This window comes from Rhizobium sp. CAU 1783 (genome assembly GCF_054551725.1).
The window spans coordinates 418,203-434,203 of sequence record NZ_JBTOLM010000002.1; the positions used below are offsets into that span (position 1 = coordinate 418,203).

General features: G+C 62.1%; 17 protein-coding genes. 8 read left to right on the forward strand and 9 right to left on the reverse strand.

The window, feature by feature from the left end; genetic code table 11:
* Positions 1-4: 4 nt before the first annotated feature.
* The 3 genes from ACX93L_RS08780 to ACX93L_RS08790 form a co-directional block, all read right to left on the reverse strand.
* Positions 5-769, reverse strand: coding sequence for a calcium-binding protein (locus tag ACX93L_RS08780; RefSeq protein ID WP_459404505.1), 765 nt, complete (start codon positions 767-769; stop codon positions 5-7).
* Positions 770-879: 110 nt separating this feature from the next.
* Positions 880-1,599 carry a pyrimidine 5'-nucleotidase gene (locus ACX93L_RS08785; protein ID WP_459404506.1) on the reverse strand — a complete coding sequence of 240 codons (720 nt, stop codon included), beginning with the start codon at positions 1,597-1,599 and terminating at the stop codon, positions 880-882.
* Positions 1,600-1,691: 92 nt separating this feature from the next.
* Positions 1,692-2,462, reverse strand: coding sequence for an ABC transporter substrate-binding protein (locus tag ACX93L_RS08790; protein ID WP_459404507.1), 771 nt, complete (start codon positions 2,460-2,462; stop codon positions 1,692-1,694).
* A 140-nt stretch (positions 2,463-2,602) separates the two neighbouring features.
* Here ACX93L_RS08790 and ACX93L_RS08795 point away from each other — a divergent pair, with 140 nt between their 5' ends.
* The 4 genes from ACX93L_RS08795 (at position 2,603) to ACX93L_RS08810 (ending at position 6,354) form a co-directional block, all read left to right on the forward strand.
* Positions 2,603-3,559: a LysR family transcriptional regulator gene (locus ACX93L_RS08795; protein ID WP_459404508.1), complete on the forward strand. Its 957-nt coding sequence runs from the start codon at positions 2,603-2,605 to the stop codon at positions 3,557-3,559.
* Positions 3,560-3,637: 78 nt separating this feature from the next.
* The gene (locus ACX93L_RS08800; RefSeq protein WP_459404509.1) at positions 3,638-4,759 is read left to right on the forward strand and encodes an NAD(P)/FAD-dependent oxidoreductase; all 1,122 of its coding nucleotides are present in this window, start codon (positions 3,638-3,640) and stop codon (positions 4,757-4,759) included.
* A gap of 65 nt (positions 4,760-4,824) precedes the next feature.
* Entirely contained in the window at positions 4,825-5,739 is a 915-nt protein-coding gene (locus tag ACX93L_RS08805; protein WP_459404510.1) for an EamA family transporter, read from the forward strand.
* A gap of 75 nt (positions 5,740-5,814) precedes the next feature.
* Positions 5,815-6,354, forward strand: a complete 540-nt coding sequence (locus ACX93L_RS08810) for a methylated-DNA--[protein]-cysteine S-methyltransferase (RefSeq protein ID WP_459405353.1) — start codon at positions 5,815-5,817, stop codon at positions 6,352-6,354.
* Between the two features lie 20 nt (positions 6,355-6,374).
* Here the strand turns inward: ACX93L_RS08810 and argB are convergent, their stop codons facing one another.
* Entirely contained in the window at positions 6,375-7,262 is an 888-nt protein-coding gene (gene argB, locus ACX93L_RS08815; protein ID WP_169591289.1) for an acetylglutamate kinase, read from the reverse strand.
* A gap of 179 nt (positions 7,263-7,441) precedes the next feature.
* Between argB and ACX93L_RS08820 the strand changes: the two genes are divergently transcribed.
* The 3 genes from ACX93L_RS08820 (at position 7,442) to ACX93L_RS08830 (ending at position 9,452) form a co-directional block, all read left to right on the forward strand.
* Entirely contained in the window at positions 7,442-8,002 is a 561-nt protein-coding gene (locus tag ACX93L_RS08820; protein WP_459405354.1) for a sigma-70 family RNA polymerase sigma factor, read from the forward strand.
* Positions 7,974-8,696 carry an anti-sigma factor gene (locus tag ACX93L_RS08825; protein ID WP_459404511.1) on the forward strand — a complete coding sequence of 241 codons (723 nt, stop codon included), beginning with the start codon at positions 7,974-7,976 and terminating at the stop codon, positions 8,694-8,696. Before ACX93L_RS08820 ends, ACX93L_RS08825 begins: the two co-directional genes overlap by 29 nt.
* 198 nt (positions 8,697-8,894) lie before the next feature.
* Positions 8,895-9,452 (forward strand): fasciclin domain-containing protein, encoded by a 558-nt coding sequence (locus tag ACX93L_RS08830; RefSeq protein ID WP_459404512.1) that lies wholly within the window; start codon positions 8,895-8,897, stop codon positions 9,450-9,452.
* Positions 9,453-9,503: 51 nt separating this feature from the next.
* On the opposite strand, the gene yihA is transcribed toward ACX93L_RS08830, so the two are convergent.
* Genes yihA through rpmH form a run of 5 tightly spaced genes read right to left on the reverse strand, consistent with a single transcriptional unit; the run spans position 9,504 to position 13,534 of the window.
* Positions 9,504-10,163 (reverse strand): ribosome biogenesis GTP-binding protein YihA/YsxC, encoded by a 660-nt coding sequence (yihA, locus tag ACX93L_RS08835; protein ID WP_459404513.1) that lies wholly within the window; start codon positions 10,161-10,163, stop codon positions 9,504-9,506.
* A gap of 50 nt (positions 10,164-10,213) precedes the next feature.
* Complete coding sequence (locus ACX93L_RS08840) at positions 10,214-11,128, reverse strand: DMT family transporter (protein ID WP_459404514.1); 915 nt, start codon at positions 11,126-11,128, stop codon at positions 10,214-10,216.
* 59 nt (positions 11,129-11,187) lie between these two features.
* Positions 11,188-12,984: a membrane protein insertase YidC gene (gene yidC / locus ACX93L_RS08845; RefSeq protein WP_459404515.1), complete on the reverse strand. Its 1,797-nt coding sequence runs from the start codon at positions 12,982-12,984 to the stop codon at positions 11,188-11,190.
* Complete coding sequence (gene rnpA / locus ACX93L_RS08850) at positions 12,984-13,373, reverse strand: ribonuclease P protein component (protein ID WP_459404516.1); 390 nt, start codon at positions 13,371-13,373, stop codon at positions 12,984-12,986. Before rnpA ends, yidC begins: the two co-directional genes overlap by 1 nt.
* Positions 13,374-13,399: 26 nt before the next feature.
* Positions 13,400-13,534 carry a 50S ribosomal protein L34 gene (rpmH, locus tag ACX93L_RS08855; RefSeq protein WP_028738831.1) on the reverse strand — a complete coding sequence of 45 codons (135 nt, stop codon included), beginning with the start codon at positions 13,532-13,534 and terminating at the stop codon, positions 13,400-13,402.
* A gap of 432 nt (positions 13,535-13,966) precedes the next feature.
* Between rpmH and ACX93L_RS08860 the strand changes: the two genes are divergently transcribed.
* The gene (locus tag ACX93L_RS08860; protein WP_459404517.1) at positions 13,967-15,991 is read left to right on the forward strand and encodes a methyl-accepting chemotaxis protein; all 2,025 of its coding nucleotides are present in this window, start codon (positions 13,967-13,969) and stop codon (positions 15,989-15,991) included.
* The last annotated feature ends 10 nt before the right edge of the window (positions 15,992-16,001 follow it).

Sequence of the window (16,001 nt, forward strand, 5' to 3'; positions counted from 1 at the left end):
GGGGTCAGAGGAACCCGAACCCGCGCTTCGGCAGGTCGTCGGCAGAGATTGCGCCGTCCTTGTTGGTATCCAGCTGGGTGAACATCTTGTCGATGAGCGCGCTGGCTTCGGCCTTGGTGATCTGACCGTTCTCGTCGGCATCGGCGACGCGAATGATGCCGCGCGGACCATGGTCACCCATGCGGCCGTCCATCGGGCCACCTCGGCCCATGTCGGGACCCATGTTAGGCCCCATGCCGTCACGCATGGCATGGTCTTCGCCATTATGCTTGCCGTGTCGCGGACCGTCATTACCGTCCGGGCCGTTGCCGCCCCAGCCATGGTGGCCACCGCGTCCGCCGCCGAAGCCCCAGTTCCAGCCGAACTGGTTGGCAGAGCCGTCACGCGGGGGCTGGTCGTCCTGAGGGCCACTGCCGTCCTGCGGACCCTGGCCGGGACCATTGCCCTGTCCGGCCGCATTGGCCTCGCGTTCGGCCTTGCGCTGTTCACGCATGGCTTCGCGGTGCTTACGGAACTCGCCGGGCGTGAGGATGCCGTCAGTGTTCTCGTCGATGGAAGCGAAGATCTTTTCACCAGCCGCAGAGGCCTCGTCCTTGGCGATCTTGCCGTCCTTGTTGTTGTCGAAGTTCTGGAGCATGCGGACGAACATTCCGTCCGGGCCGCCGCCGGGGCCGCGTCCCATCTCCTGGCGAGCGAGGACGGCCGAAGCCGAGGTGCCGATCATGAGGCTGCCGATGATCGCCGCGATTGTGAGTTTCTTGCCGGTCATTGCCTGTTCCTTTCATCTGTCGGTGATGAGAGAAACCTAAGGCGCCGGTTGACCAGAACCTACTTAAACATCGGTAAGCTGGGTGAAACTTTGGTAATCTAGCCGGAGGCTCAGCCGTCGGCGGAGATCAACCGTTCCAGGAAGCCCGCGAGGTCGTCAGTGACGAAATCGATGCTGCCCGGATCGGTGTTCTCCGCGAGTTCCCAGCTCTCCAGCACGACCGAGCCGAGATTGCGCGGAACGAGCAGGACCGTCTTCATCCCCAGCGCCTTGGGCACCGAGAGATTGCGCGGCAGGTCTTCGAACATCGCCGCATTGCGGGTGTCGATGCGGTTAAGGCTGGTGAACTTGTCATAGGTGCTGCCAGCCGGCTTCGGCTGGTACTCGGCAGCCACGATGTCGAAGATGTCGTCGAAATGGTCGAGGATGCCGAGCGCACGCGCTGCCGCTTCCGCATGGGCCACGGTGCCGTTGGTGAAGATGAACTTCCGGCCCGGCAGTGCCCTGATCGCCGCGCCGAGGTTGGCATCGGGCAGCAGCGCCGAATAGTCGATCGCATGGGCCTTTTCGAGGAAGTCGTTGGGATCGACGCCATGGTGCAGCATCAGGCCGGCGAGCGTGGTGCCGTGGTCGTGATAGTACTTCTTCTGCAGCAGCTTCGCTTCCGCCGGATCCATCTGCAGTAGCTGCGCGACGTAGGCCGTCATGTTGCGGTCGATCTGCGCGAACAGGTTGATGTGATGCGGATAGAGCGTGTTGTCGAGATCGAACACCCAGTCCCGAACGTGGGCGAAGTCGTCTCGATGCGGAAGAAGCGATTTGTCGGTCATGCTCCGCGTTATGACAGGACCATCCGATTTGGCAATGAAAATCCCCTCGCCGGCGCGGGGCGGCGAGGGGAGGTTTCAGAAGGTCCGGGCGATTACTTCATCTCGTAGATGTCGATCGGGAAGTACTTCTTGTTGATTTCCGCGTATTTCCCGTTGGCGCGGATCGCGTCGATTGCGGCATTCAGCTTGGCGAGCAGGTCGGTATCTTCCTTGCGTACCGCGATGCCGGCGCCTTCGCCGATGAACTTGGGATCGGCAATCGGTGCGCCGACCAGTTCGCAGCACTTGGCACCGTCACCTTTGGACAGCCAGTCCATCATCGGCAGCATGTCGCCGACCTGAAGGTCGAGGCGGCCGTTGATCATGTCGAGGTTCACTTCGTCCTGGGTGGGGTAGAGTTTCACCTCGACGTCCGGATAGGTGGCGGTGGCGTATTCGGCCTGGGTGGTGCCGGCCTGTGCGCCGATAACCTTGCCCTTGAGCCCTTCGTTCGTGAAGTCGGTGATGTTGGCACCCTTCTGGGCGATGTGGGTCATCGGCGCCTTGTAGTAGGACTTGGTGAAGGCGACTTTTTCGGCTCGCTCGGGCGTGATGAACATCGAGGCGATCATGAAATCGAACTTCTTCGCCTGCAATGCCGGAATGATGCCGTCCCAATCCTGCGTGACGACGTCGCATTCCACCTTCATTTCGGCGCAGAGCGCCAGGCCGATCTCGACGTCGAAGCCACCGACCTTGCCGTCGGAATCGACGAAATTGAAGGGCGGATAGGCTCCTTCTGTGCCGATGACGAGCTTGTCGGCGGCCTGGGCAGCGAACGCCGTCAGCGCCGTGAAGGCCAATGCGAGAATGGTTTTTTTCATGATCGTTCCCCTGGCTGGTGGCGGCTTTTGCGCCGCCTTCGAGGAAAGTCTATGCAGGCCTTCGGTATAAGCGAAATAGATAGTTGCAATATCCGTTATCAACGTGATTAATCGTAAAATCCGCGTCTCAGGGCTCGACCATGACCAGCAAACGGCTCGAACGCTTTGCTCATAATCTCGACTGGAACCTCCTGCGCACCTTTGCCGTGGTCGTCGAGGAGGGCTCCATCACCGCTGCCGCCAACCGCCTCTTGCTTCAGCAGCCGGCAGTCTCGATGGCGTTGAAGCGGCTGGAGGAGACGACCGGTCACCGATTGATCGATCGACGACCCGGCCGCTTCGAGATGACCGAAGCCGGCGAACGGCTCTACCGCCAGGCGAGAGACATCTTTGCCGCCGTCGTTCGCCTGCCGGACACGCTGGAAAGCGCCGGAGCCGATATCACTGGCCATGTCTCCGTCCACGCGGTCTCCCATGTCCATCACCCGGGCTGGGACGAACGCAGCGCCCGCTTCTTCGCCGCGCACCCGAAGGTGACGATGAACGTCACGATCGAGACGACCGCCGATGTCATCAGTTCGGTCGAGCGCGGCATCGCCAGCATCGGCATCTGCGATGGCATCATTCCCGATCACCTGTTCAAGGCACCCTACAAGAACGAGCGGTACGCGCTCTACTGCGGAGCAGGCCACCGCCTGTTCGGCGTGAAGGGCGCGGCGCTCAACGATCTGCGCGGCGATCCTTATATCGCCTTCACTGCCGACGTTCTGGGAGGTCAGCATATGAACGCTGTGACGGCCGTTCGTGCGATCGGCTCCTTCGGGCAAGAGGTGCGCGCCGTTTCCAGCAATGTGGAGGAGGTGATCCGCATGGTTGCCGCGAACATCGGCATCGGAATGTTGCCCAATCATCTGGTGCGACCGATGGTCGAGGCCGGCAGGCTCTGGCAGCTGCCACCCTATGGAAATCTTCCGGTCAGCGAGGTCTTCCTGATCACCAATCCCAATGCCATGCTGAATCCGGCGGAACAGGCATTCGTCGCGGCGATGGACGGTCTCGAACTCTTCGAGGATGAGCAATATCATCAATTGAATTGATGGCCGCATTTGACCTTATAAATTTGAACGAAGGTTATGCGATCGCTAGCGTGCGGACCTCTTTAAGGATGACCGCACATGCAGACCTATGACATCGCTATTCTCGGGGGCGGCATTGCCGGCCTCTCGCTCGCCTATTTCCTCGGCGCCGATCGCTCGGTCGTGCTCCTGGAGCATGAGGGGAGCCTCGGCTATCATTCGACCGGCCGGTCTGCCGCGGAGTTCGTCCTGCGCTACAACAGTCCCGAGGTCTGCAAGCTCGCCGCGATCAGCCGCGATTTCTTCGATCGTCCGCCGCAGGGGTTTTCGGAGGTGCCGCTGCTCGTGCCGCGCGGAGGCGTGATGATCGCCAACGCGGAGAAGGCCGAGCGGTTCGAAGCCCATTTTGCCGCGGAGCAGGCAAATACCGATTGCCTCAGGCGGCTGACCGTCGACGAGGCGATCGACATGGTCCCGATCCTCGATCCGGCCTATGTCGCCAGCGCCTATCACGACCCGGAATTCTGGGACATCGAGGTCGAAAGCCTGTTGCAGGGTTATCTCAAGGGCGCGCGACGGGCCGGCGTGGATGTGCGCCAGAAAGCCGGTGCGATCGCCGCGCGTGACGATGGTGAGCGCTGGCGGATCGACACGGAACAGGGCGAGATCGGCGCACGCATCGTCGTCAATGCGACCGGCGGCTGGGCCGACCAGACCTCGGGGCTTTTCGGCGTCGCGCCGACGGGCATCGTGCCGCATCGGCGCACGGCAATCCTCGTCGACCTGCCCGATGGCATCGACTGGCGAAGCATGCCCGAGATCAACGAACTCGACGACGAGTTCTACTGCAAGCCCGATGCCGGCCGCCTGCTGGTGTCTCCGGCGGACGAGACGCCGTGCGAGCCGGGAGACGTGCAGCCGGAGGAGATCGACATTGCCTGGGCGGCGCACCATCTCGAAACCGCAACGACCATGGGCGTTCGCCGCATCGCCAAGAGCTGGGCCGGCATGCGCAGCTTCGCATCCGATCGCCTTCCCGTCATCGGCCTGGCGAGCGATCATCCGCGCTTCTTCTGGCTTGCCGGCCAGGGCGGCTATGGGATTTTGAGTTCACCGGCGCTCGGTTCGCTTGCCGCCGCGCTCTTGACCGGCGGCCAGGTGCCGGATGGCTTCCTCCGCGAGGGGCTTTCTCCGTCACGCTTTTCGCCCGAACGATTCTGACGGGCACGCCATTTCTCCGCCACGGCAGGCTTTCGTCGGCCGGGTCGCGGTGATACAGCTCCGCCATGATCGCCTGGATCCCCATCACCTTCGCCAGCGCATTTCTCCAGAATTTGCGCTCCGTCCTGCAAAAGCACCTGAAAGGCCGGATGGGCACCACCGGCGCCACCTTCGTGCGCTTCGGTTATGGCGTACCCTTCGCCCTGCTTTACCTGTCGATCCTCCACTACGGCCTCGGTCGCGTGCTGCCCGTGCCGAACGGACCGTTCTGGGGATGGGCCATCGTCGGGGCAGGCGCCCAGATCGCCGCGACTTTCCTGCTGGTGCATCTTTTCTCTTTCCGCAACTTCGCGGTTGGCACCGCCTATTCCCGCACGGAACCTGCCCAGGCGGCGCTGATCGCGCTCGTCCTGTTCGGCGAGACCATCACGCTTCCGGTTTTGGCCGCCATTCTCGTGTCCGTGCTGGGCGTCATGCTGATCTCCGTTGCGCGGACCACGCTGACACCGGCCGCACTGGTGACATCGGTCTTCAGCCGCACGGCACTGATCGGCCTCCTGTCCGGCCTGTTCTTCGGCGTTTCGGGCATCGCCTACCGTTCGGCCTCGCTTGCGCTCGCGCCGAGCCTGCCCGCACCGGACAGCGTCATGCAGGCCGCCTTCACGCTGATCGTGGTGATCCTCGTCCAGACCCTGTCTATGCTCGCATGGATGCTGTGGCGCGATCGTGCCGAGCTTGGCCGCGTCCGTTCGGCCTGGAAGGTCGGCATCCTCGTGGGTTTCGTCGGCGCGACGGCTTCCTTCGGCTGGTTCACCGCCATGACGCTGCAGCAGGTGGCTGTCGTGAAGGCATTGGCTCAGGTCGAGATGCTGTTCACCTTTGCCTCCTCGGTCTTCTTCTTCAAGGAGAAGATCAATCGCCTGGAGGTTGCCGGCTGCCTGCTGATCGTGGCAGGCGTCCTGCTGCTGCTCGTCACCTGACCGGAGGGGCTCCGGTTGATGGAGCGACGACCCGAGGCTAGATTGGAATACGGATCTCCAACTGGCGCACGGATGATGGATACGGGCAAGGTTCTCTTCGCGGAGTGGTTTCAGACTCCCCTCGGTGCGATGGTCGCCGTGGCGGACGAAACGCATCTGCGCGTCTTGAGTTTCGAGGATGACAGGCCGGTTGCCGAAAGCCTTGCGCGGCAGAAACGCCACCTGGAGCGGGAGGTCATCGCTGCAGGCAATGCCGTCACCGGCAGGATGGGACGCGAACTTGAGGGCTACTTCGCCGGAAAGCTTTTCGATTTTACCGTGCCGCTTGCCCCGGCCGGGACCGAGTTCGAGCGAAAGGTCTGGGCAGAGCTCCTGACGGTGCCGCTTGGGGAGACCTGTTCCTATGGCGATATCGCGAAAAACGTCGGCGGCATGGAGACGGTGCGTGCGGTTGGCAAGGCCAATGGCGCAAATCCCATCGGGATCGTCATCCCCTGCCATCGCTGCATCGGATCTGATGGCACTCTCTCCGGTTACGGCGGAGGGTTGTGGCGCAAGAAATGGCTCCTGCGCCACGAAGGGCAGATGCGGCCGGTCGGGCTCTTCGCCCTCTGACCACGGAGTAGCGCCGTAGATCAGGGAACGATCAGGGTTCCCGCGCCGCCTTCGGTAAAGATCTCGAGCAAAACGGCATGCGATACCTTGCCGTTCAGGATGACCACGCCCTGGACACCGGCATTGATGGCGTCGATGCAGGTCTCGACCTTGGGGATCATGCCGCCCGAGATCGTACCGTCCTTGATCAGTGCCCGAGCCTGAGAGACCGACAGTTCCTTGATAAGCTCGCCCTGCTTGTTCAGCACGCCGGGAACGTCGGTCAGGAACAGCAGCCGCGTGGCGCGCAGCGCACCGGCGATCGCACCGGCAAAGGTGTCGGCATTGATGTTGTAAGTATGTCCGTCGCGGCCGGGAGCGACCGGCGCGATCACCGGGATCATCTCGGACTTGGCCAGAAGGTCGAGTAGCGTGCGGTCGACTTCGACCACCTCGCCGACGAAGCCCAGATCGAGGACCCGCTCGATGTTGGAATCCGGATCGGTGACGGTCTTCTTCGCCTTTTCGGCGAAGACCATGTTGCCGTCCTTGCCGCAGAGACCGATCGCCCATTCGCCCGTCTGGTTGATGAGCGCGACGATCTCCTTGTTGATGGAGCCGGCCAGCACCATCTCGACGATCTCGACGGTCTTCTGGTCTGTGACGCGCAGGCCGCCTTCGAACTTCGATTCGATGCCCATCTTGGTGAGCATGGCGCCGATCTGCGGACCGCCGCCATGGACGACGATCGGGTTGACGCCCGACTGCTTCAAGAGGGCGATGTCGGCAGCGAAGGCACGGCCGAGTTCCGGATTGCCCATGGCATGCCCGCCATATTTCACGACGATCGTCTTGTTCTCGTAACGCTGCATGTAGGGCAGGGCCTGGGCTAGGAGCCGCGCCTGCATTTCACCTTCGGAAGCCGTCATGGGATACCCTCGTCTCTGGTTCGCGGCCTTTTAGCGCAAGATCGTGACCGATGGAATAATGCCGGCAAAGATAACGGGGCGATGATCCGTCGGCTGGAGAAATGCGTAGTGGAGCGCAAACGGAAACAAGTTGGAATGCCTGGGACGGGGACCCGTCCGGAGGAAAGGCGTTGATGCCGATGACGAGCGATGACCTCTCAAGCCTGCTGTTCCGTGTTTCCCTCAAGGATCGGGCAGCATTTTCCCTGCTTTATGCGCGGACCGCGCCGAAACTTTTCGCCATTTGTCTTCGTATATTGAAGGACAGGGCAGATGCCGAAGAGGCTCTTCAGGATATCTTCGTGAAGGTCTGGCAGCGCGCCGAGAGCTTTGCCGGATCCGGACGCGGTTCCGAGGGCTGGCTTGCGGCGGTTGCGCGCTACCACTGTATCGACCGCATTCGGACGAGGCGGCCTGCAGCGGTGGATCTTGACGCCGCCGTCGATGTGGCCGACGAGGCCGATGATCCGGAACGCACCGCTGTGTTGCGTTCCGAAGGAAAGCGGATTGACACATGTCTGCAGGCATTGGATCCTGACCGGGCTCGTGCCGTCAGGCACGCTTATGTGGAGGGATTGTCGTATCAGGAACTTGCGGATCGCTTTGCGGTGCCGCTGAACACGATGCGCACATGGCTGCGGCGCAGCCTGTTGAGATTGAGAGAGTGCATGGATGCCGACGCCAGACCAGAGCAAGGGTGACCGCTCGCGAGACGAGGTTCTCGCCGGTGAATATGTGCTTGGCGTGCTCGGCATCGAGGATCGCATGCAGGTCGAGGCCCGCCTGCGCCACGACCGGTCCTTCGCCGAGATCGTTCGCCGTTGGGAAGACAATCTCCTGCAGTTCAATGACGATTATGGCGCCGAGCTTCCCCCTGAGACCCTGTTCTCTCGGATCGAGGAACGTATTCACGGCGGTTCCCGCCCGCGGTCAGCGGCGAGCCTGCTTTGGGCTCTCTGGAATTCTCTCACCCTGTGGCGCGGCATGGCTGTTGCCGGCATTGCATCTGCCATCGTCGTCGGGGGAACGGAAGCAGGGCTCTGGGACCGTCCGAAAGTTGGCACGCCGCTGATAGCCGAGCTCGCCGGCAAGGATAGCGTGATCAGCCTTGTCGCGCGCTATGACCATGGTTCCGGGCGGCTGCAGGTGACCCCGGTCGCGACCGGCGAAGCGCGCCAGAAATCGCTTGAGCTCTGGCTGATCGAGGGGCAGGCCGCGCCTCGCTCCCTTGGCGTTCTTCCTCAGACGGGTGAAGGTGAGATCATCGTTCCCGACGAGATGCGTGCCCGTTTCTCCGAGGGCGTGACACTTGCGGTCAGCCTCGAACCGTTTGGTGGTTCTCCGACCGGCCAGGCAACCGGGCCAGTGATTGCGCTCGGCCCCGCCCATCTCTGACGCAAGTCGGCCTTCATTTATTTTAACGTAAAATCAATTATTTACGAAAATTTTCGGCAATCTTGTGCTTTTAGTGAAACTCGATCGCGACAGGCCTCGTCCTTTGCAGTGTTCCCGAAAACGGGACCGAGACATCCGCCCGGCGGCAATCCAGTCGCCGAGGACGGGATCAGGAACACCAGGACAGAGGAAACCGAAATGTTCAAGACCACACTTTTCCCGCTTGCCCTTGCTGCCGCCGTCTCCGTTGGCGCGGTCACCGCTCATGCTGCAAATCCGATGGTCGGTGGTGCCGCCATGTACGAGGACAAGAACATCGTCGAAAACGCCGTCAACTCGAAGGATCACACGACGCTGGTGGCAGCCGTCAAGGCGGCCGGTCTGGTCGAGACGCTGTCGGGCAAGGGTCCCTTCACGGTCTTTGCTCCGACCAATGCGGCCTTCGAGGCGCTGCCGGCCGGCACCGTCGACACTTTGCTCAAGCCTGAGAGCGAGGAGCAGCTGACCAAGATCCTGACCTGCCATGTTGTCGCGGCCGATGCCATGTCTTCCGCAATCGGCAAGATGATCGCCGATGACGGCGGCACCCATCCGGTGAAGACCGTCGGCGGCTGCACCCTCCAGGCCAAGATGGATGGCGACAAGATCACGCTCACCGACGAAGCCGGCGGCGTGGCGACCGTCACGGTCGCCGACGTCAAGCAGTCGAACGGCGTGATCCATGTGATCGACAAGGTGCTCCTGCCGAAGATGTAAGCTCTCAAGTCCGCTGAAGACGGGCAGGGAGCCTGGGTCAGGCATGCTGCGTCAGGTGGCCTGACCGACGGTCTCGATGATTGCCGCGCGCAACTCGTCGAGGCCGTTTCCCTTTTCTGACGATGTGGCGATCACGAAGGGGTAGGCGGCAGGACGCTTCTTGATCTTGCCGAGCGTTTCGCCGATCAGTTTCTCCACGCCGGCCGCCTTGATCTTGTCGGTCTTGGTCAGCACGATCTGATAGGAGACTGCCGCCTTGTCGAGCAGGTCGAGAACTTCGTCGTCGTTCTTCTTGAGGCCGTGCCGGCTGTCGATCAGCACATAGACGCGCTTCAGCGTCGCGCGCCCTCGCAGATAATCGAATACCAGCTTCGTCCAGGCGTCGACCTGATCCTTCGGTGCCTGTGCATAGCCGTAGCCCGGCATGTCCACCAGCGCCATCGGCGGCAGGTCGCCAGCCTCGCCGGAATAGCCGTCCGGAACGAAGTAGTTGAGCTCCTGGGTGCGGCCCGGGGTGTTGGACGTGCGCGCAAGGCCCTTCTGGCCGGTCAGCGCATTGATCAGCGACGACTTGCCGACATTCGAACGTCCGGCGAAGGCGACCTCGAGGGGTCCCTCCGGCGGCAGAAATTTCATGGACGGGACGCCACGAATGAAGATCCACGGCTTGCCGAACAGGGGCAGGTCGGTCTTCTGATTGTTGTCGGTCATGGGTTCGCCTTTCGAGTGACCCTGTGGAATCCGGGTTTTGGCCGGCAAAGTCAAGACGCGGTCGGCACGCGCGGCCCCGCGTCGCCGCGCATGTGGCCGATCAGATAGGTAAACAGGGCCGCCAGCACGATGCTTCCGCCGATCATCGTCCGGACAGAGGGGATCTCGTGGTGCAGGAGAACCATCCAGACCGGGGCGAGGATCATTTCCGCCGTGCCCAGAAGGGCGGCAAGGGCAGACGGGATCATCCGGGCGCCGGTCACGTACATCGCCATGCCGAGCCCGAGATTGAGCGCCCCGAAGGCAAAGAGCAGCAACAGATCCGGAACGCCGACTTCGAAGCTGCCGGCTTGCGTGGCGGCGATCGCCGAGGCGATGAAGCAGCCCAGGCTTGCCGCCGGCGTCATGCGGATTCCCGGATGCCGGCGTGTGAGAACCGTCATGCAGGCGAAGATCAGAGGAATGGAGGCAGCGAGCCCGAGGCCGAGCATCGATCCGCCTTCGCCGATCGATGCCGACACCATGACCGCCACGCCGACGATCACGGCGGCAATCGCACCCCAGGTGACCGCGGTGATCGGTTCTCCGAGGAGGATGCGGGCGAGCAATGCTGCGAACAGGGGGATGGCGGCCATGAACAGCACCACATTGGCAACCGGCGTCATGCTGACCGCGAGCACGAAACATGTCGACACGGCGGCAAAGCCGATCGCGATCATCAGGCCCGGCCATCCCATGGCCCGGAACAGCTTGACTGTACCCGCGGCTTTGTCGCGGATCAGCATGAAGCTCAACAAGAACAATCCGCCGAACAGGCAGCGCCAGAAGACGATCGCCCAACCGTCAGTCAGGCCGATGAAACGCTGGATCGCACCGCCATAGCTCCAGGCGGTGGCGGAACCGAGCACCAATGCGATACCGAGCCAGGGACGGGCGGAGGTGAGCGAAGCGTTTTGGGCGGACATGGGAACTCGTAAGCGAACGGTGATAAAAGAAAGCCCCGGTAAGACCGGGGCTTTGAGGATCACTTCGTCTCGGTGGGTTTTCGCCGGAACATGCCCTTCAGATTGTCGAACAGTTCGATCTTGGCGCCGTGACGCTTCATGATGATCGACTGCTGGGCGATCGAGAGCGTGTTGTTCCATGCCCAGTAGATGACGAGACCGGCCGGGAAGGTGCCGAGCATGAAGGTGAAGATCAGCGGCATCCAGTTGAACAGCATTGCCTGGGTCGGATCCGGCGGCGTCGGGTTCATCCGCATCTGGAGCCACATCGTGACGCCCATGATGATCGGCCAGACGCCGAGATGCAGGAAGGTCGGACCTTCGAACGGCAGGAGGCCGAACAGGTTGATGAACGTCGTCGGATCGGGTGCGGACAGGTCCTGGATCCAGCCGAAGAACGGTGCATGACGCATTTCGATGGTGACGTAGATCACCTTGTAGAGCGAGAAGAAGACCGGGATCTGCAGGAGAACAGGCCAGCAGCCGGCGACCGGGTTGATCTTCTCTTCCTTGTAGAGCTGCATCATCGCCTGCTGCAGCGCCATCTTGTCGTCGCCGTGCTTCGCCTTCAGCTCTTCCATCTTCGGCTGGACGCGCTTCATGTTGGCCATGGAGGCGTACTGCTTGCTGGCGAGCGGGAAGAACAGCGCCTTGACGACGATGGTGGTCAGCAGGATGGCGATGCCGAAATTGCCGACGTGACGGTAGAAGAAGTCCATCACTTTGAACATCGGCTTGGTCAGGAAGTAGAACCAGCCCCAGTCGATCATCAGGTCGAAATGCGGGATCGCCAGACTTGCCTTGTAGCTGTCAACGACCGGAACTTCCTTGGCGCCGGCGAACACGAGCTGCTTGACCGTGGCCGACTGGCCGGGCGCGACGCTGACCGCATCGTTCTTGTAGTCAGCCTGGAAGCGAGGCTGGCCGTCCGTGAAATGCGAGAAGCGCGATTCGAATGCCAGCGTCTGCTGCGGAACGAGGGCCGCCGCCCAATACTTGTCGGTGATGCCGAGCCAGCCGCCGGTCGCCTTTTCGTTGGCAACGGCCTCTTCCTCGATGTTCGAGTACTTTTCTTCCGTCAGGCCGTTCTCCGCACCGATCACGCCGAGGAAGCCCTCATGCAGGACGTAGACCGAGGGTGTGATTGGCTTGTTGTAGCGGGTGATGCGGCCATAGGGTGCAACCGATGCCGCAACCGTTCCGGCATTGCTGATCTCATCCTCGACGGTGAACATGTAATGCTCGTCGATCGATACCTTGCGCTTGAAGGTCAGGCCGGCCTCGTTGGTGAAGGAGAGGGTGACCGGTGTCGTTTGCGTAAGCTTGTCACCTTCGGCGAGCGTCCAGACGGTGGTCGGGCCCGGGACCGTGCCGGCGTTCTCGCCGCCGATGAAGCCGAGTTCGGTAAAGTAGCCGTCCTTGGTGTCCGCCGGGTTGAAGAGGGTGATGATCGGGCTCGTCGGGTCGACGGTCTCGCGGTATTCCTTGAGCTTCAGGTCGTCGAAGCGGGCGCCGGTGAGGTTGATCGAGCCCGCGAGTGCGGGCGTGTCGATGGCGACGCGGGTCGATTTCGCAATCGCTTCCTCGCGGCTCGCCTCGGCGGCGGCCTGCGCATTGCTGCCGGGAAGGGTGCCCGAGACGGTGCCGGCCGGTGCCGGTGTCGTCGTCGTCTGCTCGGTCTTGGCCTGCTCGGCAAGGCGTGCCTCTTCGGCAATCCGCTGCGCCTCGATCCTGGGATTCATGATGAAATACTGCCAGCCGAGAACGATCAGCACGGACAGGGCAATCGCGATGAAGTAATTGCGGTTGTTTTGCATCATACTTTCCTGGAATCGGTCGCGGAGGACCCTGCGTTTTTCGGTCTGGCCTTGATCCGCTCGGCCAATTGCGCGGCAATCCTCGCAAAGGGTGCATTGAGCACGTCCCTGCGGGCGACCACCACATAGTCGTGTCCGGGCTGCATTGCAAACGCCGCATTGAGCCGCACGGCTTCTTTTAGCCGACGCCGCATGCGGTTTCGCTCGACCGCGTTGCCGTGTTTCTTGGTGACGGTAAAGCCGACCCGCGCTTCGGTATCCGGCTGCTGGCGGTCGAGGACTTCGAGGAGGAACAGGCCTCCCTTGCGCTTTTCTCCGGCGCGAACGGCAAGAAACTGCGGCCGGCTTTTCAGCCGCCCGACAGTGTGCTTGTTTTTAGGAGCATTCATTCGCCCGGTCTCGGGCAGCCCCGGCCTTAGGCCGAGAGACGCTTGCGACCGCGAGCGCGGCGAGCAACGAGAACCTTGCGGCCGCCCTTGGTGGCCATGCGCGCACGGAAGCCGTGGCGACGCTTGCGAACAAGCTTGGAAGGTTGGTAGGTACGCTTCATTTATTTAACACCGCGGTGTGCGGCCCTTCTTGGGTTTGCAGTAACTGCAAGAGCGTTGGATTTATCGCACGGCTCTTCATCCGCCACATGGGCGGGTCGGTCCGAACGTGCGCGGCTTATACGGGCGAAGACCCCGAGAGTCAATTCCTGGCCTTTCCAGCGTTTTCGCTGCGGCAAGATCTTGTCATTCGTCATTAACCAGTAGGGCGAACAGTTCCCTTGGCTTAATGCTGCGGTCATCTTGCATTGCAGCGAAAAGTGATCGGTTTTGATCGTTTGAATGGCTGTCGCGCGCAAATTTCGCACTTGCAGTGGCAGTTTTACATGCGAAAGGGGCCGATTCGGGCGCGACAAGACTTCGTTAACAGGCGGACTCTATTTTAGTAAAAATGTGGGGGTTGAGGCCTCTTCGTCTCATGCAGGAGCGCGTTCGTGAAGATCAGCGGTAAAGTCTATTCATTGGTGGGGATTCTCGGCTTCGCAGCCGTCGTGATCGGGGCGATGGGCATCTTCGTCACCACGCAGTACGGGGCCAAGTCCGAACAGGTGAGTGAAGTTTCAGAGCGCGTCTATCTGGGTGAGCGGCTCAATCGCCTCGTGACCGGCGTGGTTATGGAAGCGCGCGGCATCTATGCGGCACCGAGCACAGAGAAGGCCGAGAACTTCGCCAAGGGCCTGCTCAAGAACCTCGACGAGATGGACAAGGTGCTCGCGACCTGGAAGCCGCTCGTTCCGGAGGCGCAGATGGCGACCTTCGACGCGATGCAGGCCCGCTCAGCGGAGTTCCGCACCTTCCGTGCGGAGACGGCACGCCTGGGCACCTCGGTAGATCCGAAGGCGGCGAACGAGCAGGGCAACAACGAAGCCAACCGCGCCAACCGCAAGGCCTTCCAGGCCGAGATCGATGCAGTCGTCGATGCGGACAAGGTCGAGCTCCAGGCTCTCAAGGATTCGCTCGCAAGCTTCCAGGATACCATGCTGGTCATCATTTCCGGCGTGACGGTCCTGTCGCTCGCCATCGGAGCAGGCCTTGGCATGCATATCGGCGTCAATCATCTCAGCCGGCCGATCCGTAATGTGACGGCGGCAATGAAGAGCGTGGCCGACGGCGATTTCAGCGCCGATGTTCCTTACGAGGGACGCGCCGACGAAATCGGCGACATGGCCGCCGCGGTCGAGGTGTTCAAGCGCAACGGTCTTGCCGTCCAGCGCCTCAATGCCCAGGAAACCGCAATGCGCGCCAAGAGCGACGACCTTCAGTCCAGCATGTCAGTCACGGTCGCCGCGGCCGCGGCCGGTGATTTTGGCAAGCGCATCGACAAGGACTATGAGGACGAAAATCTCAACCGTTTCGCCGCCAACATCAACACGCTGCTCTCGTCGGTCGATCAGGGCGTATCCGAGACCCGTCGCGTCATTGCAAGTCTTTCCGCGGGTGACCTCACGCAGAACATGCGGGGCGATTTCCGTGGCGCCTTCGCCGAACTTCAGACAAACGTCAATGCCACCTTCGAGCGCCTGCGCCACACGATGACCGACATCCGCGGCAAGACGGATCTCATCAACGGAAACACCGACGAACTCACCTCGGCGACGAACGATCTTGCCAAGCGCACCGAGCAGCAGGCGGCGGCGCTCGAGGAAACCTCGGCCGCCCTCGACGAGATCACCGTCGTCGTCCGTGGATCGAGCGAACGCGCCCAGGAAGCCAGCCAGATGGTGACCGAGGCCAAGCAGAGCGCTGCCCAGTCGGCAATCGTGGTCTCCGACGCCGTCGATGCCATGGGACGCATCGAACAGGCGTCGCGCGAGATTTCGCAGATCATCAACGTCATCGACGAGATCGCCTTCCAGACCAACCTGCTGGCGCTGAATGCCGGCGTCGAGGCCGCCCGTGCGGGTGAAGCCGGCAAGGGCTTTGCCGTCGTCGCCCAGGAAGTCCGCGAACTCGCCCAGCGCTCGGCCAATGCCGCAAAGGACATCAAGGCGCTGATCACCAAGTCGGGCGAGGAAGTCTCCGGAGGCGTGAAGCTGGTGCAGCGTACCGGCGAAGCACTCTCGGAAATCGAGAGCCGCGTTCTGAAGATCAACGACCACATCCATTCGATCGCGGCCGCGGCCAAGGAACAGTCGACAGGTCTTGCTGAGGTCGCCAAGGCGATGAACCAGATGGACCAGGTAACCCAGCAGAACGCCGCCATGGTGGAGGAGACCTCGGCTGCGACCCACAAGCTGTCGGGCGAAGCCGATGGCCTGGCCGGTCTCGTCGCGCAGTTCCGCATTTCCGACGACGGGCGCGCGCAATCCACTCCCGTGGTGGCAAAGGCGTCACAGCATCGCCCCGCGCCTTCTCCGGCGCGCCAGATGATGGGTTCCGTTGCCAAGGCCTTCGGTGGTGGACGTGCTGCCACGGCCCGGGCAGCCGTACCGGAAACCGAGAGCTGGGAAGAATTCTGATCGACCCGAA

Bases quoted from the DNA above. Each gene is read 5' to 3' on its own strand.
- ACX93L_RS08780 (WP_459404505.1), bottom strand. From the start codon at position 769: ATGACCGGCAAGAAACTCACAATCGCGGCGATCATCGGCAGCCTCATG.
- ACX93L_RS08785 (WP_459404506.1), bottom strand. From the start codon at position 1,599: ATGACCGACAAATCGCTTCTTCCGCATCGAGACGACTTCGCCCACGTT.
- ACX93L_RS08790 (WP_459404507.1), bottom strand. From the start codon at position 2,462: ATGAAAAAAACCATTCTCGCATTGGCCTTCACGGCGCTGACGGCGTTC.
- ACX93L_RS08795 (WP_459404508.1), top strand. From the start codon at position 2,603: ATGACCAGCAAACGGCTCGAACGCTTTGCTCATAATCTCGACTGGAAC.
- ACX93L_RS08800 (WP_459404509.1), top strand. From the start codon at position 3,638: ATGCAGACCTATGACATCGCTATTCTCGGGGGCGGCATTGCCGGCCTC.
- ACX93L_RS08805 (WP_459404510.1), top strand. From the start codon at position 4,825: ATGATCGCCTGGATCCCCATCACCTTCGCCAGCGCATTTCTCCAGAAT.
- ACX93L_RS08810 (WP_459405353.1), top strand. From the start codon at position 5,815: ATGGATACGGGCAAGGTTCTCTTCGCGGAGTGGTTTCAGACTCCCCTC.
- argB (WP_169591289.1), bottom strand. From the start codon at position 7,262: ATGACGGCTTCCGAAGGTGAAATGCAGGCGCGGCTCCTAGCCCAGGCC.
- ACX93L_RS08820 (WP_459405354.1), top strand. From the start codon at position 7,442: ATGACGAGCGATGACCTCTCAAGCCTGCTGTTCCGTGTTTCCCTCAAG.
- ACX93L_RS08825 (WP_459404511.1), top strand. From the start codon at position 7,974: ATGCCGACGCCAGACCAGAGCAAGGGTGACCGCTCGCGAGACGAGGTT.
- ACX93L_RS08830 (WP_459404512.1), top strand. From the start codon at position 8,895: ATGTTCAAGACCACACTTTTCCCGCTTGCCCTTGCTGCCGCCGTCTCC.
- yihA (WP_459404513.1), bottom strand. From the start codon at position 10,163: ATGACCGACAACAATCAGAAGACCGACCTGCCCCTGTTCGGCAAGCCG.
- ACX93L_RS08840 (WP_459404514.1), bottom strand. From the start codon at position 11,128: ATGTCCGCCCAAAACGCTTCGCTCACCTCCGCCCGTCCCTGGCTCGGT.
- yidC (WP_459404515.1), bottom strand. From the start codon at position 12,984: ATGCAAAACAACCGCAATTACTTCATCGCGATTGCCCTGTCCGTGCTG.
- rnpA (WP_459404516.1), bottom strand. From the start codon at position 13,373: ATGAATGCTCCTAAAAACAAGCACACTGTCGGGCGGCTGAAAAGCCGG.
- rpmH (WP_028738831.1), bottom strand. From the start codon at position 13,534: ATGAAGCGTACCTACCAACCTTCCAAGCTTGTTCGCAAGCGTCGCCAC.